This is a genomic window from Fibrella aquatica (assembly GCF_041321135.1).
GTDB classification, from domain to species: domain Bacteria; phylum Bacteroidota; class Bacteroidia; order Cytophagales; family Spirosomataceae; genus Fibrella; species Fibrella aquatica.
This window is the reverse complement of record NZ_JBGGWF010000003.1, coordinates 514,333-538,222: the sequence shown is the minus strand read 5'-3', so window position 1 is coordinate 538,222 and position 23,890 is coordinate 514,333. Positions and strand designations below refer to the sequence as shown.

The 23,890-nt window shown below is 50.6% G+C and carries 23 protein-coding genes; 13 read left to right on the top strand and 10 right to left on the bottom strand.

The features are described from left to right. The first annotated feature begins 129 nt into the window (after positions 1-129). Entirely contained in the window at positions 130-651 is a 522-nt protein-coding gene (locus ACAW87_RS09910; protein ID WP_370723218.1) for a hypothetical protein, read from the top strand. Positions 652-716: 65 nt separating this feature from the next. Here ACAW87_RS09910 and ACAW87_RS09905 read toward each other — a convergent pair whose 3' ends face one another. After that, positions 717-932, bottom strand: coding sequence for a hypothetical protein (locus ACAW87_RS09905; protein WP_370723217.1), 216 nt, complete (start codon positions 930-932; stop codon positions 717-719). 208 nt (positions 933-1,140) lie between these two features. Here ACAW87_RS09905 and ACAW87_RS09900 point away from each other — a divergent pair, with 208 nt between their 5' ends. Continuing rightward, positions 1,141-1,524 carry a c-type cytochrome gene (locus tag ACAW87_RS09900; RefSeq protein ID WP_370723216.1) on the top strand — a complete coding sequence of 128 codons (384 nt, stop codon included), beginning with the start codon at positions 1,141-1,143 and terminating at the stop codon, positions 1,522-1,524. Between the two features lie 96 nt (positions 1,525-1,620). On the opposite strand, the gene ACAW87_RS09895 is transcribed toward ACAW87_RS09900, so the two are convergent. From ACAW87_RS09895 to ACAW87_RS09885, 3 genes are all read right to left on the bottom strand, one after another. Beyond that, positions 1,621-2,793 (bottom strand): cellulase family glycosylhydrolase, encoded by a 1,173-nt coding sequence (locus tag ACAW87_RS09895; RefSeq protein ID WP_370723215.1) that lies wholly within the window; start codon positions 2,791-2,793, stop codon positions 1,621-1,623. A 157-nt stretch (positions 2,794-2,950) separates the two neighbouring features. Then, positions 2,951-4,327: a sensor histidine kinase gene (locus ACAW87_RS09890; RefSeq protein ID WP_370723214.1), complete on the bottom strand. Its 1,377-nt coding sequence runs from the start codon at positions 4,325-4,327 to the stop codon at positions 2,951-2,953. Continuing rightward, on the bottom strand, positions 4,324-5,001 hold the full coding sequence (locus ACAW87_RS09885) for a response regulator (RefSeq protein WP_370723213.1): 678 nt from the start codon (positions 4,999-5,001) through the stop codon (positions 4,324-4,326). Before ACAW87_RS09885 ends, ACAW87_RS09890 begins: the two co-directional genes overlap by 4 nt. Before the next feature lie 249 nt (positions 5,002-5,250). Here ACAW87_RS09885 and ACAW87_RS09880 point away from each other — a divergent pair, with 249 nt between their 5' ends. The 5 genes from ACAW87_RS09880 to ACAW87_RS09860 all read left to right on the top strand — a co-directional run bounded on the left by ACAW87_RS09880 (position 5,251) and on the right by ACAW87_RS09860 (position 10,713). Next, positions 5,251-6,117 carry an SDR family oxidoreductase gene (locus tag ACAW87_RS09880; RefSeq protein WP_370723212.1) on the top strand — a complete coding sequence of 289 codons (867 nt, stop codon included), beginning with the start codon at positions 5,251-5,253 and terminating at the stop codon, positions 6,115-6,117. After that, entirely contained in the window at positions 6,114-6,716 is a 603-nt protein-coding gene (locus ACAW87_RS09875; RefSeq protein WP_370723211.1) for a gluconate 2-dehydrogenase subunit 3 family protein, read from the top strand. The genes ACAW87_RS09880 and ACAW87_RS09875 overlap by 4 nt, the downstream gene beginning before the upstream one ends. Positions 6,717-6,796: 80 nt before the next feature. Beyond that, on the top strand, positions 6,797-8,386 hold the full coding sequence (locus ACAW87_RS09870; RefSeq protein WP_370723210.1) for a GMC family oxidoreductase: 1,590 nt from the start codon (positions 6,797-6,799) through the stop codon (positions 8,384-8,386). A 15-nt stretch (positions 8,387-8,401) separates the two neighbouring features. Continuing rightward, a complete protein-coding gene (locus tag ACAW87_RS09865; protein ID WP_370723209.1) occupies positions 8,402-9,733 on the top strand; it encodes a family 1 glycosylhydrolase in 1,332 nt (443 codons plus the stop codon). Positions 9,734-9,918: 185 nt separating this feature from the next. Next, positions 9,919-10,713, top strand: coding sequence for an alpha/beta fold hydrolase (locus ACAW87_RS09860; RefSeq protein WP_370723208.1), 795 nt, complete (start codon positions 9,919-9,921; stop codon positions 10,711-10,713). Here the strand turns inward: ACAW87_RS09860 and ACAW87_RS09855 are convergent. The 6 genes from ACAW87_RS09855 to ACAW87_RS09830 form a co-directional block, all read right to left on the bottom strand. Then, positions 10,685-13,933, bottom strand: a complete 3,249-nt coding sequence (locus ACAW87_RS09855; RefSeq protein WP_370723207.1) for a WD40/YVTN/BNR-like repeat-containing protein — start codon at positions 13,931-13,933, stop codon at positions 10,685-10,687. The genes ACAW87_RS09860 and ACAW87_RS09855 overlap by 29 nt on opposite strands. A gap of 122 nt (positions 13,934-14,055) precedes the next feature. Beyond that, positions 14,056-15,261: a Gfo/Idh/MocA family protein gene (locus ACAW87_RS09850; protein WP_370723206.1), complete on the bottom strand. Its 1,206-nt coding sequence runs from the start codon at positions 15,259-15,261 to the stop codon at positions 14,056-14,058. A gap of 102 nt (positions 15,262-15,363) precedes the next feature. Further along, positions 15,364-15,597 carry a hypothetical protein gene (locus ACAW87_RS09845; protein ID WP_370723205.1) on the bottom strand — a complete coding sequence of 78 codons (234 nt, stop codon included), beginning with the start codon at positions 15,595-15,597 and terminating at the stop codon, positions 15,364-15,366. Between the two features lie 177 nt (positions 15,598-15,774). Continuing rightward, entirely contained in the window at positions 15,775-17,367 is a 1,593-nt protein-coding gene (locus ACAW87_RS09840; RefSeq protein ID WP_370723204.1) for a peptide chain release factor 3, read from the bottom strand. Positions 17,368-17,469: 102 nt separating this feature from the next. Further along, entirely contained in the window at positions 17,470-18,288 is an 819-nt protein-coding gene (locus tag ACAW87_RS09835) for an HNH endonuclease family protein (RefSeq protein ID WP_370723203.1), read from the bottom strand. Then, on the bottom strand, positions 18,285-19,478 hold the full coding sequence (locus ACAW87_RS09830; protein ID WP_370723202.1) for an AAA family ATPase: 1,194 nt from the start codon (positions 19,476-19,478) through the stop codon (positions 18,285-18,287). The genes ACAW87_RS09835 and ACAW87_RS09830 overlap by 4 nt, the downstream gene beginning before the upstream one ends. A gap of 143 nt (positions 19,479-19,621) precedes the next feature. Here ACAW87_RS09830 and ACAW87_RS09825 point away from each other — a divergent pair, with 143 nt between their 5' ends. From ACAW87_RS09825 to ACAW87_RS09800, 6 genes are all read left to right on the top strand, one after another. Then, positions 19,622-20,116 (top strand): hypothetical protein, encoded by a 495-nt coding sequence (locus ACAW87_RS09825; protein WP_370723201.1) that lies wholly within the window; start codon positions 19,622-19,624, stop codon positions 20,114-20,116. Positions 20,117-20,419: 303 nt separating this feature from the next. Next, entirely contained in the window at positions 20,420-20,635 is a 216-nt protein-coding gene (locus tag ACAW87_RS09820) for a hypothetical protein (protein WP_370723200.1), read from the top strand. 27 nt (positions 20,636-20,662) lie between these two features. Next, positions 20,663-21,076: a four-helix bundle copper-binding protein gene (locus ACAW87_RS09815; RefSeq protein ID WP_370723199.1), complete on the top strand. Its 414-nt coding sequence runs from the start codon at positions 20,663-20,665 to the stop codon at positions 21,074-21,076. A gap of 119 nt (positions 21,077-21,195) precedes the next feature. Then, positions 21,196-21,702, top strand: coding sequence for a pyridoxamine 5'-phosphate oxidase family protein (locus tag ACAW87_RS09810; protein ID WP_370723198.1), 507 nt, complete (start codon positions 21,196-21,198; stop codon positions 21,700-21,702). Positions 21,703-21,716: 14 nt separating this feature from the next. Continuing rightward, on the top strand, positions 21,717-22,442 hold the full coding sequence (locus tag ACAW87_RS09805) for a DUF3891 family protein (protein WP_370723197.1): 726 nt from the start codon (positions 21,717-21,719) through the stop codon (positions 22,440-22,442). A 262-nt stretch (positions 22,443-22,704) separates the two neighbouring features. Beyond that, positions 22,705-23,877 (top strand): baeRF7 domain-containing protein, encoded by a 1,173-nt coding sequence (locus ACAW87_RS09800; protein WP_370723196.1) that lies wholly within the window; start codon positions 22,705-22,707, stop codon positions 23,875-23,877. Positions 23,878-23,890: the final 13 nt, after the last annotated feature.

The following is a 23,890-nucleotide window of genomic DNA, read 5'->3' as shown; positions in this document are numbered from 1 at the left end:
ATCCTTAAACAGTTTGTAGTTATTACTTAACAGAAATACACTGTTTCTTTGGGCAATTGGATGTTTTTCGGCAACTTCCCCCTCACTTTTTCGTCCAATGAACGAGTTAACCTTAATCAAACCATTCACATGAAAAAATCCACGTTGTGGCTGACCTTCCTCCTCGGCCTGATGATTGCGTTTACGGCCCCTGCTCAGGACGCCAAGCCTAAGAAAGAGAAAGCCAAGAAAGAGAAAGCGGATAAGTCGGCCGCGAAAGACGACAAGAAAGAAGCAAAGGCCGACAAGAAAAAGGCAAAAGACGACGGAGATAAAGAAGCCGCCAAACTAGCTAAAGCAGAAAAGAAAGCAGCTAAGGAGGCTAAAAAAGAGGCCACCGTCGATAAAGCTGACAAGGCTGGAAAGAAAGCGGAGAAAGTGGGTGATAAAGCAGAAAAGAAGGCCGATAAAGTAGCCGACAAAGCGGAGAAGAAAGCCGACAAAGTTGCCAAAACGAAGGAAGTAAAAGCCTCACCCGCTGATTACAAAGCCCCCGTAGATCGGTCGATGAAAGGCCCGAACGGTGAGCAGGTGATGACCGGCCCACGCGGTGGTAAATACTACATCAATAAAAACGGCAACAAAACGTACCTGAGTAGCCTGAAAGACTGATTAGCACCTGTTTTCGTAAAAAAGCTGGGTACGTCTCTAACGTACCCAGCTTTTTTTGGCTCTTATCATTGCATGCCCCCTTTCACCGATTCGTAATCTGATTTCAGGCGGCCCACCTCCCTGGCAAGGAAACGTTGAAGTTGCTCGTTGAAGGCTACTTTCTCATCGTCGGGCAGGTTAGCGTATACGTCTTTCAGCTCCTGATTGATAGCTGCCCGTTCCTCGGCCGTAGCGGCATTGATCGACCGGGTATGGTACGTTCTGAAGTCGTAGGTTGTCATAGAGGCAAAACCCAACCCGGGCTGAGCAAGTTCGTTCAGTTCATTTTCAACTCCGATTAAACTTTTCGGGTAAAAAGCAGTCTTATAACTGTTACAGGGGTAACAAGTCGGTAATCGCTTGTATTGAGCACCAACACCGGTTTACCTTTGTTTCCTCTTTATTTCGACAATACAACTTAGTCACCCAATTGCCAATCAAGTTTCTACGATGAAAAAAGCGTTCGGCTTCCTCCTTGCTTCCGCCGGTCTGTTGTCGGCATCATTCTCGGCCCAGGCCCAGGATAACATTCCTGACGATATGAAGGCTCTCATGACCAAATACACCTGTATCGCCTGTCATAAGGTAGAGGCGCGTTTGGTTGGTCCGGCTTACAAAGACGTGGCCAAACGCAACTACACAAACGAACAGATTGTGGAGTTGATTTATAATCCAAAACCAAGCAACTGGCCAGGCTACATTGCCATGGCTCCTATGAAGCAGGTTCCTAAAGAAGATGCGTTGAAACTGGCTACCTGGATCAACACTCTCGATGGCACACCAGCCAAGAAGGGGGCGACTAAAAAGCCAGCTGCCAAAACAAAAAAAGCATAGTCGGTCACTGACTATCAAAGTAAAAGCCGCACTGGGGTCTCCAGTGCGGCTTTTTTATGTCCCAGCGGGCAAGGCCCGGTGAAGCCCTTTACCCTATTATTTCTTCCCCATCGCGGCTTTGATCGCGACCTCTTCGGCAGGGTCATAAAACGTGCCGTCGCCCTTCAGAATTTCGTGGAACCACACACTTGGCTCTCGGCCGTTCACGTATGGTCTCTGCCAGCTATCCCACGGCATGTATGTCTGTGATTTACCAGCCACGAATCCCCAGCAGATCATCCCCACTTTTTCACGTTTGGCAATGGGCAGGTGCGTCTGGAATTTACTATTCACTCCACGCGCCATAAATTCGGTACAGATTAACGGCCGACCCAATTTCTGCAAACCGGCAATCAACTTTTCCAGAGCGGGCGCATCGGCATACTGATGAAAAGTGATAATGTCTGAGTTGGCCAGTTGCATGCGGTTAAATTCGGGAATAGCGGAGGCATTGGTCCAATCATCCACAAACGATTTCCAGATGCCCGACGTGAGCGGCTGAGTCGGCTTCACGGCTCTGGCCCATTGAAATACCTGCGGCAACAGTTGACCAATGATCGCTATTTTCCGGTCTTTGGGTAACTCCGTTTTAATGGTATGATTAGCGCCGTAACTGTTATCGTTGGTGTTGTCGGGCTCATTCCACATATCCCACATCAACACGCGCTTATCGTTGGCAAACGCGCCCACAATACCTTTTACATACGCCTCTAGCCTCGGGTGTTGCGACACATCGGTCAGCGCATCGGCCCCCGGCGACTGTACCCAGCCAGAATTGTGGATGCCCGGCATAGGATCGCGCTGCTTGCCCGATTTGGGTTGAGGATCCCAACACGAGTCAAAAAGTACCAGCATCGGCCTGATTTTGTGCTTCTGACAAATGCTCAGGAAGGTATCAATTCGTTTGATGAACCCTTTGGCGTCTTGCTGATAAGGCAGGTCGTGCAGAAAAACCCGCATGGTATTGACACCCATCTGCTCGGCCCAGCCTAACTCTTTGTCGATGGTGGCCGGGTCGAAGGTTTCGGCTTGCCAGAATTCAAGTTCGTTGATGGTGTTGGCCGGGTTATAATTGGCACCGAACAAAAACGGTTCTTTGGCGTACCAGGTACTCGCTCTTGCCGATGACCAGCGGCCGGGTGCCGACGGCACATCAGCCGACCGAGGCTGTGCACAGCTTAAAAACACAGTAAGCCACAAGGCGCTTACCAGAATAAGTCGTTGATACATAGAGTATATAGAAAAAAGGGTAAGGAACTGGCAGACAAACAGCAGCATCAGGCTGGCTCAGGTACGTTCGGCCGCTCAATGGGGAAAGCAGAAAAATGCGATTTTTGGGTATTGTTCGGGCAAAAATTTCTGTTCAGCAGGCTATATGTAGGCTTTTTCAGGCGCTTGCCGCTACCCGATGCACCGTTGTTGACGGCAGCTGCACCGTAACGGTAGTTCCTTTTCCTTCTACAGAATGAACCGTGATTTGCCCATTGTGCAACAAGACAATCCGGTGGGTGAGCGCCAGGCCGATACCGTGCCCCGGTGCCACGCTGGTTGTGTGCGGCGACCGATAAAAGGGCTCAAACAAATGCGGAAGGGCTTCCTGCGGAATGCCGTAGCCAGTGTCGGCAAAGGTGAGCTGAATCTGGTTGGGAGCAAACGCGATACGCACGGTTACGCTGCCATTTTTAGAATATTTACAGCCATTTTCCATCAGATTCTGAAACGCCGTTCGCAGCAATGCCTCTTCACCCCCAATGATTAAGTCGTCATCTTGCTCAGGTAAATTCTCAAAATCGATGTCGATGACGTATGCCGCGTTGGTCGACAAAAGCTTGGTCCGGGCCTGCCACAGCAACTCATCCAAACGAGTGGGGCGGAAAGAAACCGCCGTTGATTTAGAACTGGCACGCGCCAGATCGAGCAACCCGTTCGACAGGTCGATCATGGTTTGCACTTCATCGAGCACATCGGCCAGCGTTTGTTCGTAGTAAGGCACATCACGGGGCAGCATCAGGGCCACATCAATATTTCCGCGCATGATGGCCAGGGGCGTACGCAACTCATGTGAGGCGTGGGAAACAAAACTGCGCTGGCTCACAAAAGCTTCTTCAAGCCGATGCAGCATGTTGTTGAACGTCCGCGCCAGTTCGGCCAGTTCGTCGCGCTTTCGGTTTACATGGAGTCGTTCGTGAATATTGGTGGCCGAAATATCATTTACCTGATCAATGATTTCAGAAACCGGCCGCAACGCATCGGAGGCAAACAGCCAGCCTGCTACACCAACAATGAAAAAGCTGGCCAGCCACCCGAACACTAGAATTTCGCGTAGCCGCCGCAGCTTGATAAACCCATACTGGTCATAGGCTGTAACCACCACCACCAGCTTTTGCCCCACCTTACTCTGATAGCGAATACCGATTGTTTCAAAATCCTGACGCATTAGCCGAACCTCACGCCCCTCCCGAATTTGCTGGAATTGGGTAGCTGACAAAGCAACATTTGGCTTTTTACCAGCAGAGAAAATAAGCTGGTTACGCGGCCCGTAAATGGCAATTCGCTCGCTAACCAGCACAGGCAGATCGGCACTGGCTACATCGCCGGCGTCTTCACGTACCCGCACCATCGTCAGCGCTTTTTCGCGCAAACGATCATAGAAGTCGACCTCCCGATACTGGTTGTAAAGAATGTAGATCGAGACCGAAAACAACAGCAGGATAGAACCTACCAACAGTGAAAATAGCAGCGTTAGCCGGGCACGGATCGTCACTCGTCTTTCATGATATAACCCATTCCAATCACGGTATGAATGAGCTTGGTCGGAAATTCTTTATCGACCTTTTTGCGCAGAAAATTCACGTATACGTCAATCACGTTTGTACCCGTGTCGAAATGAATATCCCAGACTTTTTCGGCAATGTCCACGCGGGAAACAACCCGCCCCCGGTTTCGCATCAGGTATTCGAGCAGGCCAAACTCTTTGGCTGTCAACTCAATTCGTTTCCCTCCGCGCCGGGCTATCTTTTCGTTCAGATCCAGTTCCAGGTCGGCCACCCGCAACACACTGAGGCCACTCCCCCCCTCCGCCCCGCGTTTATGCAGTGCCCGGATACGGACCATCAGCTCGCGAAACTCGAAGGGCTTCACCAGATAATCGTCGGCACCCGCTTCAAAACCGGCTACTTTATCATCGACAGACCCCATGGCGGTCAGCATCAGGATGGGTGTGTGTACCTGCTCCTGCCGAATGATCTGGGCTAATTCAAAGCCGTTGATTTTGGGCAGATTTACATCCAGCACAATGACATCATAGCTGTTACCAAGCGCCATAGTACGGCCAATCTGACCATCGAAGGCCAAATCGACTTCGCATTTTTGCTCTTCGAGCCCCTTTTTCACAAAGGAGGCTAGTTTAGGCTCATCTTCTACTACCAGAACTTTCATATCAGAAAAATACAGGGTATCCATCACAATTAGAACGAGTGAAAAAGACTACTTATCCAATGAACTCCCCCTGCAATCAATCCCGATTTGGGCAGATTATTGGCTAAACTCTTTCTCACTCATTAAAATAGCGACAAAGCGCCGTTAAAATTATATTAAGTACAAAAAAAGGCCCGTTCAGGCCTCTTTTTAACCAACACAAACCTTTGCCAGTTGAGCAGATAACACGTACACTATTTCCTTAACGGTATGCAAAACCAGGAATCTCGTCCCAGTTCCGACGATATAAAAGGGGAGAAATTACCCTATCCAGCCCGTCAGGCGGACATGAAACGCCAACCCGACAGCGATTTATCGAACTATAAACCCGCCGACAAACTACGCGGTAAGGTAGCGCTCATTACCGGTGCCGACTCGGGCATTGGCCGGGCCGTAGCCATTGCGTTCGGAATGGAAGGCGCAGATGTGGCCATTCTTTATAATGAAAACACCGACGACGCCGCCGAAACAAAACGCATGGTGGAAGAAAAAGGGGGGCGATGCCTGGTTATTCAGGCTGACGTTCGCCAGTCGAATGCCTGCCGCGACGCCGTTCAGCAAACAGTTGATGAGTATGGCAAGCTGAATATTCTGGTCAACAATGCCGCCTACCAGATGGCCCAGGAAAAGTTTGAAGACATCTCGGAAGAGCAGCTTCGCCGTACCTTCGAGACTAATATTTTCGGCTACTTCTTCATGGCGCAGGCTGCCCTACCCCACTTGCAGCCGGGCGACGCCATTGTGAATACAGGCAGTATTGTGGGTATTACCGGAAACCCCATTCTGGTCGACTACACAGCTACCAAAGCGGCTATTCATGCCTTTACCAAGTCGCTGGCCATTCAGTTAGGCGAGCGCGGTATTCGTGTGAATGCCGTAGTACCTGGCCCCGTCTGGACGCCCAACATTCCAGGTACGATGCCGATGGATGAAGTTGAGAACTTTGGATACGAAGTGGCTATGGCTCGCCCCGGACAACCTGAAGAGCTGGCCCCGGCCTATGTATTGCTGGCTTCGTCGGACGGTAGTTTCATGACGGGTAGTTTAGTGGAAGTAACAGGCGGCAAACTCGGATGAGCCAGTCGACCCACTACCCGGCCGGGACCGTTCGGGCTTTACTGAACACCGAGCATGTGAGCCCGAAGACCCGTGAAGTTCTTAGTCAACGACTCACGCAGTCTCCAACGCCACTCCGCTTTTTCAGTCCCGAGGAAGCCGACACGCTGCAACGAATTGCCGACCGACTGATTCCACAAAACCCCGATGCCGGGTACGTTGTGAAGCTGGTTGAACCGATTGACAAAAGACTGGCGAACAACGAAGGCGATGGCTGGCGATTTGATGCATTACCCGCTGACCATGAAGCATTTAGACAGGGAATAAAGGGCTTTCACGAATCGGCACAAGCCGCATATGGTCAGTCATTCGACCAGTTGACCGAAGAACAGCAGGATGAACTAATCGGGCAGATTCAGCAAGGCGCAGCACCTGGAGTGATTTGGCAGACCCTGCCCCCAAAACGTTTTTTCGAAGATTTGTTGTCCGAGTTAGTATCCATTTATTACAGCCACCCCCTTGTTCAGGAAACGTTTGGGTACGTTGGCATGGCCGACAAACCCGGCTGGAAACGAATTGGTCTCAACGAACGAGAAGACTGGGAGCCCAACGAATTGTAACGTAGCACCGAAGCTCCAGCTTCGGTAGTCATTAGACCAGAAACTACTACCGAAGCTGGAGCTTCGGTGCTACTTTACCTATGCCGACTTTATCGAGCACTGAACCGTCTGAAGCAGGACGTACTTACAAAACAAGCGACATCGTTGATGCCGTGATCATTGGCACTGGTGCCGGAGGCGCACCTCTCCTTGCCCGCCTTGCTCAGGCAGGTAAGCAGGTAGTGGCGCTGGAAGCCGGCCCGGAGAAAGATCCGAAGACCGACTATGCCACCGACGAGCGGGCGCAGAACTTTCTCTATTGGAACGACGAACGTCTTAGTGCGGGCCGGGATCCACTCGCCTTTGGGGCCAATAATTCGGGAACGGGCGTGGGTGGCTCTACCCTGCACTTTACCGCCTATACCCCCCGTGCTCAACCCGACGATTTACGGATGCACACCGAGTTTGGCGTTGCTGCCGACTGGCCGGTTGATTTTCACACCGAGATTGAACCGTATTACAACGAAATAGAACAGTTTCTGGGCGTTTCAGGACCGGCTCACTATCCTTGGGGGCCGGCACGTACCCAGGCCTACCCACTCCCTCCGCTCCCACTGAACGGAGCTGCTCAGCTCATGCAACGCGGTTCGGAGGCAGTAGGTATACGTACCTCACCGGCAGCCAACGCAGCGCTGTCGGGACGATATTTCCAGCCCGGTGTGGGTTGGCGAGAATCCTGTACCAATCGGGGGTTCTGCCAGGCCGGTTGTAGCACCGGAGCCAAAGCCAGTATGGATGTAACGTACCTGGCCCTGGCCCGACAGCACGGGGCAGAGATTCGCCCCGATTCGTTCGTCACCAGTTTCGAGCGCGATAGTCAGGGACGGATCACGGCGGTTGTTTATGTACAAAACGGGCAAACCTACCGGCAGCGATGTAAGGCCGTTTTTCTCTGCGCCGGGGCCGTTGAAACACCCCGTTTACTGCTGATCAATGGGATAGCCAATAGCAGTGGTCAGGTAGGGCGTAACGTAATGGCGCACGCTGGCTTACAAATCTGGGGTGAATTTGAGGAGACTGTACGCCCCTACAAAGGCATTCCGGGCGGCCTGATTTCGGAAGATATGCACCGCCCTTTTGCCGGTGGTTCTGCCGATTTTGCGGGCGGTTATTTGTTGCAATCTATTGGCGTAATGCCGGTTACTTACGTAAAACAAATAGCGCGCGGGATTGGGCTCTGGGGGCCGGCCCTGCACAACGCCATGAGCCGCTACAATCATGTGGCGGGCATCAACATTCTCGGCGACGGATTGCCTTATGCGCACAATTACCTCGAATTGTCGGATGAAAAAGACGTCCGTGGTCTGCCAAAACCACGTATCTACTTTACCAACGGCGAAAATGAACGTAAGATGAACGCCCATGCAGACCGCGTCATGCGCGACATATGGGCAGCGGCGGGTGCCAAAAACGTCTGGGCCTTTCCACGATCGGCTCACGTGATTGGCACCTGCCGAATGGGTCACTCACCCGATCAGGCAGTGGTCGATGCATACGGCCGATCATTCGACGTTCCCAATCTGTACATCAGCGATAACTCTACGTTCCCTTCGGCCCTGAGTGTTAATCCTGCCCTTACCATTATGGCCCTTTCACTCCGTACTGCCGACCATTTTCTTCGCCAGTCATAACCTGATTTACTCAACATGGAATTTTTAGGACACATCAAAAAACACTTCGGGTCGGGCAACTACGAAGGTGATCAGTACGGCGGCTCAACGGCTTCCAACGGCAATGGCCTCCCCGACGGGTCGCCCTCAAACTTCATGTTCGCCACGGGCATCGAATGTTCATACCCCACCATCAGGAAGGGGAAAGTTCGGCGCGATCAGCTACGCGAATGTGGGCATTACGACCGTTACAAAGAAGACATTGGCCTGGTGAAAGAACTGGGGTTGAAGGTGTTGCGTTACGGCCTGCCTTATTACAACATTCATTTGGGGCCGGGAAAATTTGACTGGGAGTTTGCCGATCTGGTCATGAATGAGATCAAGAAGCAGGGAATCACCCCTATTCTTGACTTGATGCACTTCGGCGTACCCGACTGGGTGGGTAATTTTCAGAACCCCGAACTACCCATTCATTTTGCCGAGTACTGCGCTGCCGTAGCCAAACGGTATCCGTGGGTACGTTTCTACACGCCGGTCAACGAGATTTATGTAACAGCCCGCCACAGCGCTAAAGACGGCATCTGGAATGAGCAGCTAAAAACTGACAAAGCTTTTGTAACGGCCCTGAAACACTGTGTGGCAGCCAGTATCATGGGTACGCAGCAGATTGCCAAACAGCGCCCCGATGTGGTCATTGTGCAGAGCGAAAGCGCCGAATTTATCCATGAAGTGTGCTCGCAACCCACGGCAGAAATTAAGTTACACAACGAATTGCGTTTTCTATCGCTCGATCTGTTGTATGCGCATTCACCCAGTGCTGATGTCTGCCTTTACCTGCTCGATAATGGCATGACCCGTAAGGAATACGAGTGGTTCATGGCGGGTCAGCCACCGGGTTATCAGGTGATGGGTAACGACTATTACGGTCGAAACGAAAAGATTAAGCTACCGAACGGCGAGATGATGAGTTCGATGGATGTGCTGGGCTGGTATCAGATTACAAAGCAGTATTACAACCGGTATCACAAGCCGGTGATGCACACGGAGACGAACGTTTTCGAGGCAGAAAACGCCGCTACCTGGCTCTACAAGCAGTGGATCAACGTCATGCAGATGCGGCGCGACGGGGTTCCGGTAATGGGGTTCACCTGGTACAGCCTTATCGATCAGATTGACTGGGATACCGGCCTTGCCGAAGAAAACAACCGCGTAAATGCCTGTGGCCTCTACGACCTCGACCGCAAACCCCGCCCCGTTGCCGATGCCTATAGGCTCATTCTGGAGGAGTTCGGTCAGATCACCATTGTTCCCTACGGCCAAATGCTGGAAATCACCGATCAGCCCGCGAAGTTGAAGGTGGAATTTTAAATGGTTCAAAGTCTAATGTTCAAGGTCTAACGTTGCTCCGCTATTAGTGCTTTGCCAATTTAATTGTTTGAATAAGCATCGCTTTTGTCATCCCGACGTCTAGAAATTAGATTGGAAGAGTACTAGACCAAACGTTGATCAGCAAAGCAACTTTGAACATTAGACTTTAAACATTGACTAAAAAAATGCTCTACACCCTTACCAGAACCCCGCCAGAGCCAACCGGACCCATTATTATTTTTCTGCATTACTATGGTGGCTCCGTCCGGTCATGGGATGCAGTGCTGGACCAACTGGCCACGGAATTTCACTGCCTGGCTATTGACCTGCCCGGTTTTGGTGACTCTCCGGCGCTATCCGCTCATCAGACTGTTGATGACGTAGCAGAGGCGGTGGCCAACGTATTAGTTGCCCAGGTTGGCGACAAACCGTTTCTGTTGGTTGGCCATTCGATGGGCGGAAAGATTGCGCTGGCTATAGCTGCAGGTACGTTGGCAACGCCTTCGTTTCCCGGCTTACAGAGCTTACTCTTGCTAGCTCCTTCGCCGCCCGGCCCTGAGCCAATCGCAGACAAAGATCGGCAAGAGATGCTCGACAAGCCCGGCCTTTCGCCAGCCAAACAACGCAAAGCTGCCGAAAAAACCGCCGACAACATTACCAATCTACCCATTTCAGCAGATGTTCGACAAACTATTATAGACGACAATTTACGTAGCTCGCCCGAAGGGTGGGTTGCGTGGCCCGCCGTTGGTAGCCGCGACGATATTACCGATCGCATGCACCGGGTGAACGTACCTGTCACTATTCTGGCGGGTGATCAGGACAGAGCGTTATCTCCTTCAGTACAGCCAAAACAGGTGCAGCCATACCTTTCTCAGGCATGGCTGCACATCATTCGCGGCGCGGGTCACCTGCTTCCGCAAGAAACACCCGACCAGGTTGTAAAAGCAATCAGAACCCTTTGTTATCAACAACGATAGCGGGAATTTTTTGCTCGGTGACCAGTTGATTGAAGGCCGGTACCTGTTTGCCGGTTACTTCTTTCAGCTTTGCCAATGCAGCATCGATCTGGCTGGCCAGGTCAGCGTAAACAACGTGCGCCGCTTTAGTTGGCTTACCATCGGCGTTGGCCATCATAGAGGCCAGTCCAGCCATTTTGTCGTTCAGGCGGATCGGGAAAGCCAGTACATCCTGTTGCGCTTTGGCCTTCGGTTGCATCAGCGTACCTTCCAATACATCGAGTTCAGCCAGCATGGGCTTGGTGACGGTGGTGAACTTCTTCGTCACCGTACTGTCTTTCACCGCACCCAGATACCCGTTCACCGCTGAGCGTACAGCCCGAATCTGGTTGATACCTCGATGCGCTTCAGACAGTTTGTCATTACATTTTTTGATGAACGCGAACTGCTCGGCGTAGTCAGCGTCAGAAATTGTCAGGCGGGGATCTTTGCGGATTTCGATCGGTTGCTCACTTACCAGCGAATCGCCGTGCAGCAAACGCACCCGATACCGACCCGGCACTGCTTTGGCACCGATACCATCGCCCGACCACATCACGTTCAGGCCCTCTACCGCCGCGGCATCGGGGTAGCGCATATCCCACACAAACTGATTCAGACCGGGTTGTGCTGCTATGATTCCGGCGCGTGTCACCTTCACATCTTCGTAAAACTCCTTCGAGATCGTCAGCGGTTTGCCCTTCTTGTCTTTCCGATCCGAATAACTAATGATGGTATCGCCTTTTTCGGTCAAAAACTGCATACGAAGTTCTTTAGTGGGTTTTGCGGGCAGAAAATACCGCACCATAACGCCGTTTTCGGCATTTTCACCGGCACTCATCACCCCACCCCGACTGGCATTTCCACCCTCCATACGGTAGGCATGACGGGGCGCAAACAGTCGCATTTTATCGGCACGTACCTCGCCGGCCTGTACTTCGCGAGCAAATTGACGCAACGGCGTAATATCGTCCATGATCCAGAAAGCGCGGCCGTGGGTGGCTACCACCAGATCTTTTTCCCGCTTGTGAATCTGCAAATCACGGATGGGCGTGATGGGCAGATTCTGGTTCATTTTCTGCCAGCTTCCGCCATCGTTAAACGATACATATATACCGCGTTCGGTACCAGCGAAGAGAAGTCCGGGTTGTTCAGGGTCATCGCGTACGACCCGGCAATACTCGTCGGTGGGAATGCCAGTAACAATGCTGGTCCAGGTTTTACCGTAATCGGTTGTTTTAAAGAGATACGGTTTCCGGTCGCCACCCAGATACCGGTTGGCGGCGAGGTACGCTTTTCCAGGTACGTGCTCCGACGGGTGAATCAGGCTCATCATCGAATAATCGGGAAGCTGACTTGTGGGCAGGCTCACGTTCTGCCAGTTTTTACCTGCATCGCGGCTTACGTGTACAAGGCCATCATCTGACCCGGTCCAGAGAATGCCTTTTTCGGTGGGCGCTTCGGCGAAGGTGAAAATGGTGGCGTAAATCTCGGCGCCGGTCATGTCTTTGGTGATCGGGCCACCAGTTTCGCCAATCGTTTTGGGGTCGTGGCGCGTCAGGTCAGGGCTCAGGTCCTCCCACGAGTGACCGGCGTCGGTTGAGCGGTGAACGTGGTTCGAGGTGGCATACAGTACGGTTGGGTCATGCGGCGAAAACAGGATGGGGTACGTCCACTGAAACCGGTATTTCTTCACTGAAGCAGGCGCGCCGATAGCTCCTTCCGGGTAGACCGAAATGGCAGAAGTCTGGTTCGTCTGTGCATCGTGTTTCGACATAAACCCGTCGTATTCACCGCCAAACGTAATTTTGGAGTTTTTCGGATCGGCTGCGATATAACCCGCTTCGCCACCCGCTACCGGGTACCAGGCTTTCTGATCAATACTGTATCCATCGGTGCGGCTGGCAATGCGAACGGATGAATTATCCTGCTGCGCCCCATAGACATTATACGGAAAATCATTGTCGAGCGAGACGTGGTAGAACTGCGCCGTGGGTACGTCGATATCGGTAAAGGTGCGCCCGCCGTCGAAAGTAATTTCGCCGCCGCCATCATCGGCAATAGCGAAGTTCAACGGGTTTTTCGGGTTAAACCAAACATCGTGTGTGTCACCATGATGAACCGGAACACGGGCAAAGGTTTTCCCACCATCTTTCGACCGTAAGGCATTCACGTTCAACACAATCAGGTCATTGTCGTTTTGTGGTGAAACGCCCAGCATCATATAATACCAGGGACGCTGCCACAGATTTTTATCTTCGTTGATCAGCGACCAATGCTCGCCCCCATCGTCGGAACGATAAAGTCCGCCCTTCGCATTTTCGATCAGGGCATACAGTCGATTGCTGTTCGAGGCTGCTACGGCCAGACCAATTTTACCCAGCATACCACGGGGCATTCCTGGCTTTTCGTTCAAACAGGCCCAGGTAGTACCACCGTCGGTACTTTTGTAAAGGCCGCAACCTTTACCGCCACTACTCATCGAATAGCCATTGCGGTACGCCTGCCAGAGGGTAGCATACACAATACTCGGGTTACTGGGATCGAGCCGGACCGTGGCGGCCCCGGTGCTATCATCTTTAAATAGAACTTTTGTCCACGACGTACCTCCATCGGTTGACCGGAACACACCCCGTTCGGCGTTTGGCGCGAATGGATTTCCCAGCGCGGCCGCATACACCAGATTCGGGTTTTGCGGGTGCACCTCGATATTGCCGATAGCGTCGGCCTGCTTGAGCCCCATATGCCGCCACGATTGTCCACCATCGGTGCTTTTGTAGACTCCGTCACCGTAGCTGATATTGCTCCGAATCTCGGCTTCGCCCATGCCTACGTACACGATATTCGGGTCAGACGGAGCCACCGTAATAGCCCCAACCGACGAAGAGCCGAACGTACTATCCGATGTGCAGGCCCAATTTTGACCGCCATCGGTGGTTTTCCAAACGCCGCCGCCCGTGGCGCCGAAATAGAACGTGAGCGGCTGATCGGCGTGACCGGCTACGGCCAGTGACCGTCCCGCCCGGAACGGCCCGATGTTTCGCCAGCGCATACCGCCCAGCAGACTGGCGTTGACAGAAGTGGCAGCGGCAGGCTTAACAACCGCCGTTTTGCCACGCTTCGACTGGGCCTGGCTTTGGGCCGGACTTAGCCCTGCCAGCAGCGTGAGCAGTACGCAAGATGAAGTGAAAAATTGACGCATAGGGTATGATTTGGTATAGTGGAATCATTACCCCGAAAAATACGGCTTAATCGGCGTTCAGTAGCACGAAAAGGTTGATTATTGGGTACGTTGCCAATTAATCGTTGCCAGCGTACCAGTAGCTACGCCATTTTTGTACCCATTACCTGACTAACGCGACTGGTGTCTACTTTTTTGCCCGTGCGAGCTGCTTCAAAAATGGCTTCGATCAGTTGAACATCACGTAAACCCAATTCACCCGGAACCGTCGTGGGCGTGTCGTTAAGTAAACACTGAGCAAAAGCGTCCATCTGGCGGGCTTGCTGGTTCACCTTCTCGATGTCCATCTTCCCCTCGCTTGTTTCGCCCTTCAGTCCTCTGTAGGCAAAAGCCGGATCGAGCTGAAACCAACCTTTGCTAGCCTCAGCGCGTAGTTTATTGAACTTGTCGTTATAGCTGGTTTTGCAATCAGCAACCGACCCGTCGGCGAACTGGAGTTGAAAATCCAGGCCCTCTTCTACTTCACTGAATTTCTCGCGATCGGTTACCGGATGAAACTTGGCCGTTACCGAAACCGGAATTTGGCCCTTCGTATAAATAGCCCCCTGTAGCGCATAAATGCCAACGTCGCGCAACGGACCGGCTCCCTTCTGTAAGCGCCAGGGTGTGTCGTTTTCCTGTTTCTGGCCATGCTCAGCAACAAGTTGCTTTACTGAACCGAAGACCTGCCCTTGTCCCAATCGCATCATTTCGCGATTATAGGGATCAAAGTGTAAGCGATAACCAACAGACAGCTGTCTGTCGGCGGCTTTACAGGCAGCAATCATCCGTTCGGCGTCGGCGGTAGTGGTAGCCATTGGCTTTTCGCAGATCACATGTTTACCTGCTTTTGCCGCCCTAACCACGAAATCGGCATGAAGCAAGTTGGGAAGCACTACATACACGATGTCTATAGCAGGGTTATTGGCAATTTGATCGAAGTTTTCGTAGTTGTATACGTTAGCCGGGAGTATGTTATACTTCTGCTTCCACTTCTCAGCTTTTTCGGGTGTTCCTGTCACAATACCCGATAGCGTGCAGTATTGTGTTTCCTGTAGAGCCGGAGCCAGTTCACCCTCACTATATAACCCTAACCCAACCAGCGCAATACCGAGTTTTCGGGTAGCTGTTCCATTAGCGGTATCAGCCGAATCAGCGCCGGTATCCGACGAATCTGATTTTGACCCGGAAGAGCATCCTTGGAGTCCAATGGATCCTAATGTAGGAATAGACAAAGCAGCGAGACCAAGGTGTTGCATGAACGCGCGCCGCGCCTGCTGTTTAGCCAAAAAATGTTGGTTAGTATTCATCCTGTTGAGTTCTATGCGAGTTGAGTGGCTCATCCACATAAACCAATACCGCCCGGTTGGCCGGGCGGTATGAGCATTTACCAGTTCAGAATAGACAGGCTATTAGTTCTTCATGTCTTTAGCCTCTTTCTTAGCGGCTTTGGCAGCTTTCTTGCTATCCTTAGCCACATCTTTTGCCATATCGCTTCCGTTAACATCAGCGCTCTGCTTCATTTTCTTAGCCTCTTTCTTGGCCATTTTGGCTTCTTTCTTAGCGGCTTTAGCGGCATCGTCCTGCGCAAAAGAAACGGACGTACCAGCAATAAGGAGGGCGGCAAACAAGATTAACTTTTTCATAACAGTTTGTTTGATTTTTCAGAACTAACTACTCATCCTATAGACTTGTTATATTAAAATTTCTTTACAGCCGCTCTAAGCAAGTAGCTTCTTTAAACAAGTAGCTTCATCTCAGGCAAAAAGAAAGGCCAGCCTGGGTACAGACTGGCCCTTTTACAGGGTGTATATGTTAGTTTCTTACACCATTTCGGTCTTAAACTCTGATGTTTTATGGAACGTGATATCGGGGTTGTTATCCTGATTCATCCGCAACATCCAGTCCGATTCGGCTAGAAAAACCGGGTTTTGATCTTTATCATAAGCCACCTGATTGCCCTTCAAACGAATAAATTCGTTCAGTTTTACTTTATCGTCGGCCGTAATCCAGCAGGCGCGACTTGTGTTCATAGGTACCCATCGGCACTTGGCACCATATTCGTGTTCAAGGCGGTACTGAATTACCTCGAACTGCAGTTCACCCACTGTTCCAACAATCTTACGGTTACCCAAAGCTAACGTAAATAACTGCGCTACCCCTTCGTCGGTCAATTGCTGAATGCCTTTGTCAAGCTGCTTGGTTTTCATGGGATCCAGATTCACCAACTCTTTGAAAAGTTCTGGCGAGAAACTTGGAATACCCTGATATTTAAAGTCTTCACCCTCGGTTAGCGTATCGCCAATCTTGAACGTACCTGTGTCATATAGGCCGATCACATCACCGGGAAATCCTTCATCAACCACCGCTTTGGCATCGGCCATGAAGCTGAATGGACTCGAGAACCGAACATCTTTGTCGAGGCGGGTGTGGTGATAGAACTTACCGCGTTCAAAAAGTCCCGAACAAACGCGCAGAAACGCAATCCGATCGCGGTGACGCGGGTCGAGGTTAGCGTGAATTTTGAAGACAAAGCCGCTAAACTTGGGCTCTTCGGGCTCCACAATGCGTTTATCGGTGGGCCGGGCAATGGGCTCGGGCGATACCTGACAAAAACCGTCGAGGAGTTCTTTCACGCCAAAGTTGTTTACCGCCGATCCGAAAAAGACGGGAGCAATACGGCCGGCGCGGTACTCTTCTACATCGAAAGGGTCATATACACCTTCGATCAGTTCTACATCTTCGCGCAGTTGCGCCGCATCACGGGCACTTACTTTCTCATCGAGCAACGAATCGTTGATGTCGATGGGCAGTACATCGTCTTCAACTTTGGTTTTGTTGACACGGAAGAAATATAACTTTTTCTCGTAGAGGCTATATACACCTTTAAAGTCGGAACCCATGTTGACGGGCCACGTCAGGGGACGTACCCGGATGTTCAGTTTTTCTTCCAGCTCATCGAGCAGATCGAACGGGTTACGCCCTTCGCGGTCCATTTTGTTCACGAAGATGATGACGGGTGTATCGCGCATGCGGCACACTTCCATCAGCCGTTCGGTCTGTTCTTCCACGCCCTTCACGCAGTCGATCACCAGAATAACGCTGTCCACTGCGGTCAATGTGCGGTAGGTGTCTTCGGCGAAATCTTTGTGACCGGGTGTATCGAGGATATTTATCTTCTTGCCGTCATAGTCGAACGTCATCACCGATGTAGCCACGGAGATACCCCGTTGCTTTTCGATCTCCATGAAATCGGAGGTAGCCGACTTCTTGATTTTATTGGATTTTACAGCGCCCGCGGTTTGAATGGCTCCGCCAAAAAGCAGCAATTTTTCGGTCAGTGTTGTTTTGCCGGCATCGGGGTGGCTGATGATGGCGAAGGTCCGCCGACGGGCTATTTCCTGCTCTCTGTTCATTTGTACTTTTCTAAGAATCAGACTGCAAAGGTACGAAATTTTAGAGCAAAAAAGGTTGGCCACGGAGTTACGCAGAGGCAACACAGAGTTACGCAGAGTTATTCACCAGTTTAGCGCTTCGGGTGCTTCAGCAAAAAGAGAAGACAATTCAGAGATAAGATGACGTTGTCGCTTCATTTCCTGCCACACCGTTTGGTGATGCGCCGATTGAATTGCGTTTTTACTTTTAGCTAAACGATCTGCTGGTACGCCCGCGTTTTTCAACGAAATGTATTGTTCCAGTGCTGTTTCAAAACTCAGATAAGCCGACTTTCGTGCCTCATAAAGGGCAGGCCTGTTCAGCTTCAACGTATCACGGGTATACTTTGCCCGATCATAAGCCAACGTACCTGGCTGGCTGAAAATGGAGAACTCAAAACGGCCCTGTATGTCAAGAAAAAGGTAATCAAGCGGATTATCGACGCGGGGGTTCAACAGCACGGGTCGGCCTTGCGGTGGTGGTGTTAGCTGTTCTCCCTGAAACTGTCGCGGATGGCCGGGGACATTGATAAGTTGGTTACTTGCCAAACCAAATACGGCATACTGGGAGCGCTTGGGCCGGTTGCATGAGCTACAGGCGTAGAATAGGTTATCCCAACTAAAGCACAAGTCAGGATACAAGTTTTTGGGGGCATGATGTTCAACAGAATCAGCTTCGCTATCTTCACAATAATGGCAGCGAATAGCTCCACAGCACATATCGGTTAGTTTCTTCTTAACATCGTCAAAAGCCTTATTTCCCCTTTTGTTATATCTGTTAAACACCGTTTCTACAGAACGTACCTGAGCAGTGTAATCGCCTTTATCAGTCAGTTCCTGTTGATACTGAGCAAGTGATGTTATGGTTTCCGGCTCAAGTCCCGACGAAGTAAGCTGAATCATCCGGCAGTAGGCAGTTTAGCTTTCAGAGCAAAAAGTTCGGTGCGTTCGGCTTCAGTAATTAACCCCTGAAAGGAGCGCATATTTAAATAGGCTAACCGCTCACCCATACCTTTACCGGCTTCTGATTGACTAACATTTTCGCCAAATGCCTCTGTACCGTATGCCTCGAGTACATTACCATAAATCAGCCGGTCACGCTGAGTACCCGTTATCTCGCCTGATTCTTCATCGCTACCGGGTGCGGCCAAACGCCAGATTGAGCCTTTCTCGCAAGCACGGCAAATGAGCGGGCTATGGGTAGTAACGATAAATTGAATGTTCGGAAAATGCTCTACAAACCAATGACCGATACGCGTTTGCCAGGTAGGGTGTAAATGAGCATCGGCTTCATCAATCAGGACTACGCCAGGTACGTCGATGGTCATTTTCCCCTGCGAAATATTTTCAAACACTTTCTCAGCTCCAAAAAGGCGAATCATCTCGCGGAACATCTCGAATGTAAGGCTGAGAATCGACCTATATCCATCACTCAGCTGAGTAGCAGGAACGGTGCTGCCGTTTGCATCACGGAAGAAAATACCTGTAGAATCTATCTTCTCGATTTTAACTCCAGATTGAAGCAGACTTGATTCGTTCACAAAACGCTCAATTCCAGCTAGTTCTTCTCCGTTAGATTTATTGTCAATCTTTTGAATATACAGTTCACGAATAAATGTAAGCGCCTCTGTTAGAGCGACATCTTCGCCAAACGCAGACAAGTGAGCTGCAGCCTTAGGATGAGATTTAAATATACCAGCGTCTTCGGTTCGACCACCGGTAAATCGACGGAATGGACCAAACGCCATTGAAAATTCTTGCTTGAAAGGATTCCCAGCAATACTTGATGTGATAGCACCAGTATGAGCTGGGACACCCATTGACAAAAATTTTATTTTAGTAACGATTTTAGGATCTATAAAATCAGCAATAATCTCACCATTAACAGAAATATTTCTTTGCCATTCAAACATATTCTCTCTGACGGCTGGGGTCTCATCACCTATTAAGCAAACTGCCATAGCCTTGACAAATGACGATTTCCCCGCCCCATTATCGCCAATCAATACATGCCATCCGGCGTGCTGTTTGAACGTCATCGTAAAGTGTTCAATGGCGCGGATATTGGTGATTTCTATTTTGTCTATATACATCGACGTACCTGAAATTGAGTCGTTCTCTCGTTGCTGTAACTAATGAACTAGAACCTTTAGGGTTGGTCAAAGTTACTGGTAAAGGCGGGTATAGTTATGGATACACGTAACAAACAGACTACTCAATCAAAACAAAACACGTTATGAAAAAGTCGACTTACATGGCCGCGCTGCTGGCTATCTCGCTGAGTACGTTCCAGCTCAGTTGCGAATCGAAGACCGAGAACAAGGCTGAAGATGTAGCCGAAGCGAAACAGGAGGTGGTAAACGCGCAGGTAGAAGGCGCTACCAAGGAGGAAGTCATGGATAAACAGGCTGATCTGGACTCGGCCCGGAAAGATTTCAAGAAAACCTGGGATGCCGACCGCGATGATATGCGGAAGGAACTGAACGCCGAAATCGAAGACATTGACGAGAAAGTGGCCAAGTATGAGCGCGACATGAATACCGCTTCAGCTTCCGACAAAACAAAGATGACAACAGCCGTATCGACTCTCAAAAAGGAGCGGGCTACTATGACCGGGCTGCTCAAACAACTTGATCAGGTGACGGCCGCTAACTGGACAACGACCAAGAAGGCTATTGAAACAGTAAAAGACGGCGTTGATGACCGCGTCGATGCGCTGGATTTAAAATAAAACTACTCAGTTACTTCGCAGTAGATAGAACGTCTGATAAACGATTAATCAGATTACCTATGCTTTATCTGATTCCCCGGCCTTCCACAGTCGGGGATTTTTTGTGGAGAAAGGTGGGCAAGTAATTCCACAGTTCCTCCACAACTACATATCTAAAAATCAGAAAAGGCAAACCTTTACGCTGATTAATTCCTTACCAGTCAATCATTTACAGCCCCAACCCCTACCCTATCACCGAATCCTGATAATCTGGCACAATTATTTATCTATCTGAGCCGAACAGCAGGTATTATGATGACTTCTATGAACTGGACCCCTACTCACTTTCCCGCCGCAATGCGGTCGTTGAGCCCTAGTACCCGGGCGAAAGCTATTGAGTTAGCCAACTTGATGATGGCGCATGGCAACATGAACCGTCAAGAGGCTATTCAGGCCAGCATTACAGAAGCCCGTCGACAAGCCCGTGCTGCTTTTCCTGACACTCAGAATGCGTCGGTCTACACATTCCCTCAGGCCTGATTAATGACCCGATAAACGATTGAACCAATGACCTGGAATAAAACCATCTACGATACCCTCACAGGTTGTGCTACACTGTGCGATGAAGCGGCTACCGAGTCATCTCGGGCGGCCGATATCGAAAACTGGTACCGATTCATATTTCTAAACCTCGACTGTGCTGATTTATGCCGTCAGGTGGCCATGCTTTATGTTCGTGGGTCAGAAAACACCCGTTTGTTGGCACAAACCTGCATTGAAGTGTGCGAAAAATGTGCCGACGAAGCACAACAACTTAGCGGTGACCGGGCTACTCAGGTGTATGCCATGTGTCAGCAAACCATTTTGAGTTGCTCAGCCATTTTACGAATGGGCACGCAACGCGATTCAGATACAGCCCCACAAGCAACGTCAGTGTCGAGATTTTACGGAATCGACCTGCGCGATGCGCTTTACAATTAATTCACTTTAAGTGCCAAGTCCAACGATAAACGTTGCTTCGGTCTACCACATTTCGGTACGTCCGTAAAGCAACGTATATCGTTGGACTTATTCATTACTTACTTTTTTCACTCAACACTATGGAAACTCAACAACAGAAAAACGCCGGTTTGACCAAGATTAAGGATATGGTCGAAGATATCCGCATCGCCATGATGACTACCGTCGACGAGCAGGGAAACCTGGTTAGTCGACCAATGGCCTGCATGCAGATAGACGCCGATGGAACACTTTGGTTCTTCACCAAAAAATCGTCGCCTAAAGTCGATCAGGTTGAACACGGCGATCGTAAGGTAAACCTCAGCTTTGCCGATGTGGCCGATGCCGACTACGTATCTATTTCGGGTACCGCTCAGGAAGTTGACAACCGGGCCAAAATTGATGAGCTATGGTCCGACATGGCCAAGCCCTGGTTTCCGAATGGCAAGAGCGACCCAGAACTGACTCTTTTGAAAGTACACACTGAAATGGCTGAGTATTGGGACTCAAACGACAGCCGAATTGTCCGCCTCTTCGAAATGGCCCGCGCTGCTGTAACGGGCGACACCTACAAAGAAGGCGAGAACGTGAAGGTGACCAATAACTAGTCAAACCTTCTGTTATGATTGTTCTGCTTGTCGATACTGGTTGGGAAATAATTCATCAGCCCGCTCATGGATTGCTTGCCTTTCAGCTTGCCCTGCACTGGCTCCCGGACAAGCAGCCTCAGCATTGGCCCGAAACGTTGATTGCCCTAACCGAGCACGACGACGGACAACTCCCATACGAAGACAGGAACCACCTGACAAAAGCAGGGGCTCCCCTTCATTTTCAGGTGCTGGAATTCTCTGTAGAACAGGCGAAGAATATGATCAGCGTTGCCCTACAGAAAAGTCGGTGGAACGCCCTGATGGTTTCCATGCACGCTTCGTTTCTTTATGAGGAAAAGCGCAGTGAATCAGCCGAACTAGCCGATTTTCTGGATCAGCAAAAGGAGAACCAGCAGTCGTGGCGGCGGCAATATGGCGTCACAAAAGCCACTGCGCTCTCTGCCTACAAGTTCGTGCAGTGGTGCGATGCTTTTTCGCTTATTCTTTGCCAGAATCAGGTTCCGCCCGAAGGTCGTCGTCTGGAAATAAGTGTTGGTCCTGATGGCGAGCATTATTATGTTTCTCAGCGTATCGACGGCTCTTTATGCGTTGACCCCTGGCCCTATAACGTACCTGAGTTCAGCGTTCATCTCGAGTTCAACACGGTATCGCAGCTCATATTTTCCGATGACCGGGAGCTGTATAATGCCCTTCAGAAAGCACCTGTAGAGATACGTGAATGGACGTTGAAACAGTAGCAAGTATCGGACTCCCGCCAGGAGCGGCACGGTTACTACTTACTATCATTTTTGTAAGAATTTTGCTTTCTGATAAGCATAAAAAAAGCCGGACTAGTCCGGCTTTTTTTATGCTTATCAGAAAATTTCCCATTGAATCACGACGGCCGCAAGGCTTAGAAAAAGGTTAGAATGCTACTTTATTAAAGCCAAATACCAACTGGGAGGGTTAATACAAGACGGTGTATCTACGCCGAATCAGTATCAATTAACTCACAACGTTATGACTTTAATAGACAGTGGGAAAGAAACGTTGCTCGAATTAGCCGGTAAAACGCACGAGCAATCAATTTCTATTTTCATCCCAACACACCAACGTGGAAAAGAAGTAAATGAACGGCAGGATACTATTGCCTTCAAAAACCACCTTCAAACCATTCGGCTTGCCCTGGAAGCAAAATCGCTGCGAAGCAACGATGTAGATGACCTGATGCAACCACTGGAAGCTCTGCTGGCAGACGCTGACTTCTGGCATCATCAACAGCAGGGTCTGGCCGTGTTTAGAAGCCCCGACTATTTCGGCGTGTTCCACAGCCCGCTACCGTTACCCGATGAATCCCGGCTCGACACCCGTTTTCAGGTACGTCCACTATTGCCATTTGCTCAGCCTTTTCCGTATTACTACCTGTTACAGCTTAGTAAAAACGGCATCAAACTACATCGGGCCAACGCGTTTTCGATGGCCGAGGTCGATACAACGGGAGTGGTTACGTCGGGGCTGGATGAGGTAACGATGTTCTACGATTTTGAAGAAGAGCTACAAGGCAGAAGCACGGGACAGGGAGGTGCATCGACGATGTACACGAGCGATGATTCGAACCGGGAGCAGAAAGAAAAAGATCACCTTCTGGCCGATTATTTCCGCAAGATCAACGAGGGTGTCGCTGAACAGATTGGTACGCAGCATGTACCCCTGATGCTGGCTTCGGTAGCCTATTACCAACCCATCTACAGGCAGGTAAACACGTATCCGCACCTGCTCGAAGAAGGCATTACGGGTAACTTCGATCATATTCAGCCCAGTGAAATGCACCGCATGGCCAACGAACTGCTGGGCGACACACTCGATCAGGTTCGGCAACAGCGCATCACTCAATACCAGAACAGCAGCGGCGGTGACCTCATCTCACACGATGTGCGGCATTTGCTGGAATCGGGCGTTACCGGCCGGATCGAGGTGCTATTTATGCGGGCCGATGCCGAATTGTGGGGTCATTTCGACCAGGAAACGCTGACCGCCACCATACACGATGAGTATCAGGAAGGCGACGAATCACTGCTCGAAAAAATTGCGTTGCTGACGCTTAAGTATGGCGGCGAAGTGTATGTACTCGACGACGTTGACTTCCTGGGTCAGGAAGCTCCCGTCAACGTGGCAGCGCTATACCGCTTCTAGCTCAAAATAACCT

What these genes read in the sequence shown, in the direction of transcription:
- ACAW87_RS09910 (WP_370723218.1), top strand. Translation starts at nt 130, where the DNA reads ATGAAAAAATCCACGTTGTGGCTGACCTTCCTCCTCGGCCTGATGATT.
- ACAW87_RS09905 (WP_370723217.1), bottom strand. Translation starts at nt 932, where the DNA reads ATGACAACCTACGACTTCAGAACGTACCATACCCGGTCGATCAATGCC.
- ACAW87_RS09900 (WP_370723216.1), top strand. Translation starts at nt 1,141, where the DNA reads ATGAAAAAAGCGTTCGGCTTCCTCCTTGCTTCCGCCGGTCTGTTGTCG.
- ACAW87_RS09895 (WP_370723215.1), bottom strand. Translation starts at nt 2,793, where the DNA reads ATGTATCAACGACTTATTCTGGTAAGCGCCTTGTGGCTTACTGTGTTT.
- ACAW87_RS09885 (WP_370723213.1), bottom strand. Translation starts at nt 5,001, where the DNA reads ATGAAAGTTCTGGTAGTAGAAGATGAGCCTAAACTAGCCTCCTTTGTG.
- ACAW87_RS09880 (WP_370723212.1), top strand. Translation starts at nt 5,251, where the DNA reads ATGCAAAACCAGGAATCTCGTCCCAGTTCCGACGATATAAAAGGGGAG.
- ACAW87_RS09875 (WP_370723211.1), top strand. Translation starts at nt 6,114, where the DNA reads ATGAGCCAGTCGACCCACTACCCGGCCGGGACCGTTCGGGCTTTACTG.
- ACAW87_RS09870 (WP_370723210.1), top strand. Translation starts at nt 6,797, where the DNA reads ATGCCGACTTTATCGAGCACTGAACCGTCTGAAGCAGGACGTACTTAC.
- ACAW87_RS09865 (WP_370723209.1), top strand. Translation starts at nt 8,402, where the DNA reads ATGGAATTTTTAGGACACATCAAAAAACACTTCGGGTCGGGCAACTAC.
- ACAW87_RS09860 (WP_370723208.1), top strand. Translation starts at nt 9,919, where the DNA reads ATGCTCTACACCCTTACCAGAACCCCGCCAGAGCCAACCGGACCCATT.
- ACAW87_RS09855 (WP_370723207.1), bottom strand. Translation starts at nt 13,933, where the DNA reads ATGCGTCAATTTTTCACTTCATCTTGCGTACTGCTCACGCTGCTGGCA.
- ACAW87_RS09850 (WP_370723206.1), bottom strand. Translation starts at nt 15,261, where the DNA reads ATGAATACTAACCAACATTTTTTGGCTAAACAGCAGGCGCGGCGCGCG.
- ACAW87_RS09845 (WP_370723205.1), bottom strand. Translation starts at nt 15,597, where the DNA reads ATGAAAAAGTTAATCTTGTTTGCCGCCCTCCTTATTGCTGGTACGTCC.
- ACAW87_RS09840 (WP_370723204.1), bottom strand. Translation starts at nt 17,367, where the DNA reads ATGAACAGAGAGCAGGAAATAGCCCGTCGGCGGACCTTCGCCATCATC.
- ACAW87_RS09835 (WP_370723203.1), bottom strand. Translation starts at nt 18,288, where the DNA reads ATGATTCAGCTTACTTCGTCGGGACTTGAGCCGGAAACCATAACATCA.
- ACAW87_RS09830 (WP_370723202.1), bottom strand. Translation starts at nt 19,478, where the DNA reads ATGTATATAGACAAAATAGAAATCACCAATATCCGCGCCATTGAACAC.
- ACAW87_RS09825 (WP_370723201.1), top strand. Translation starts at nt 19,622, where the DNA reads ATGAAAAAGTCGACTTACATGGCCGCGCTGCTGGCTATCTCGCTGAGT.
- ACAW87_RS09820 (WP_370723200.1), top strand. Translation starts at nt 20,420, where the DNA reads ATGAACTGGACCCCTACTCACTTTCCCGCCGCAATGCGGTCGTTGAGC.
- ACAW87_RS09815 (WP_370723199.1), top strand. Translation starts at nt 20,663, where the DNA reads ATGACCTGGAATAAAACCATCTACGATACCCTCACAGGTTGTGCTACA.
- ACAW87_RS09810 (WP_370723198.1), top strand. Translation starts at nt 21,196, where the DNA reads ATGGAAACTCAACAACAGAAAAACGCCGGTTTGACCAAGATTAAGGAT.
- ACAW87_RS09805 (WP_370723197.1), top strand. Translation starts at nt 21,717, where the DNA reads ATGATTGTTCTGCTTGTCGATACTGGTTGGGAAATAATTCATCAGCCC.
- ACAW87_RS09800 (WP_370723196.1), top strand. Translation starts at nt 22,705, where the DNA reads ATGACTTTAATAGACAGTGGGAAAGAAACGTTGCTCGAATTAGCCGGT.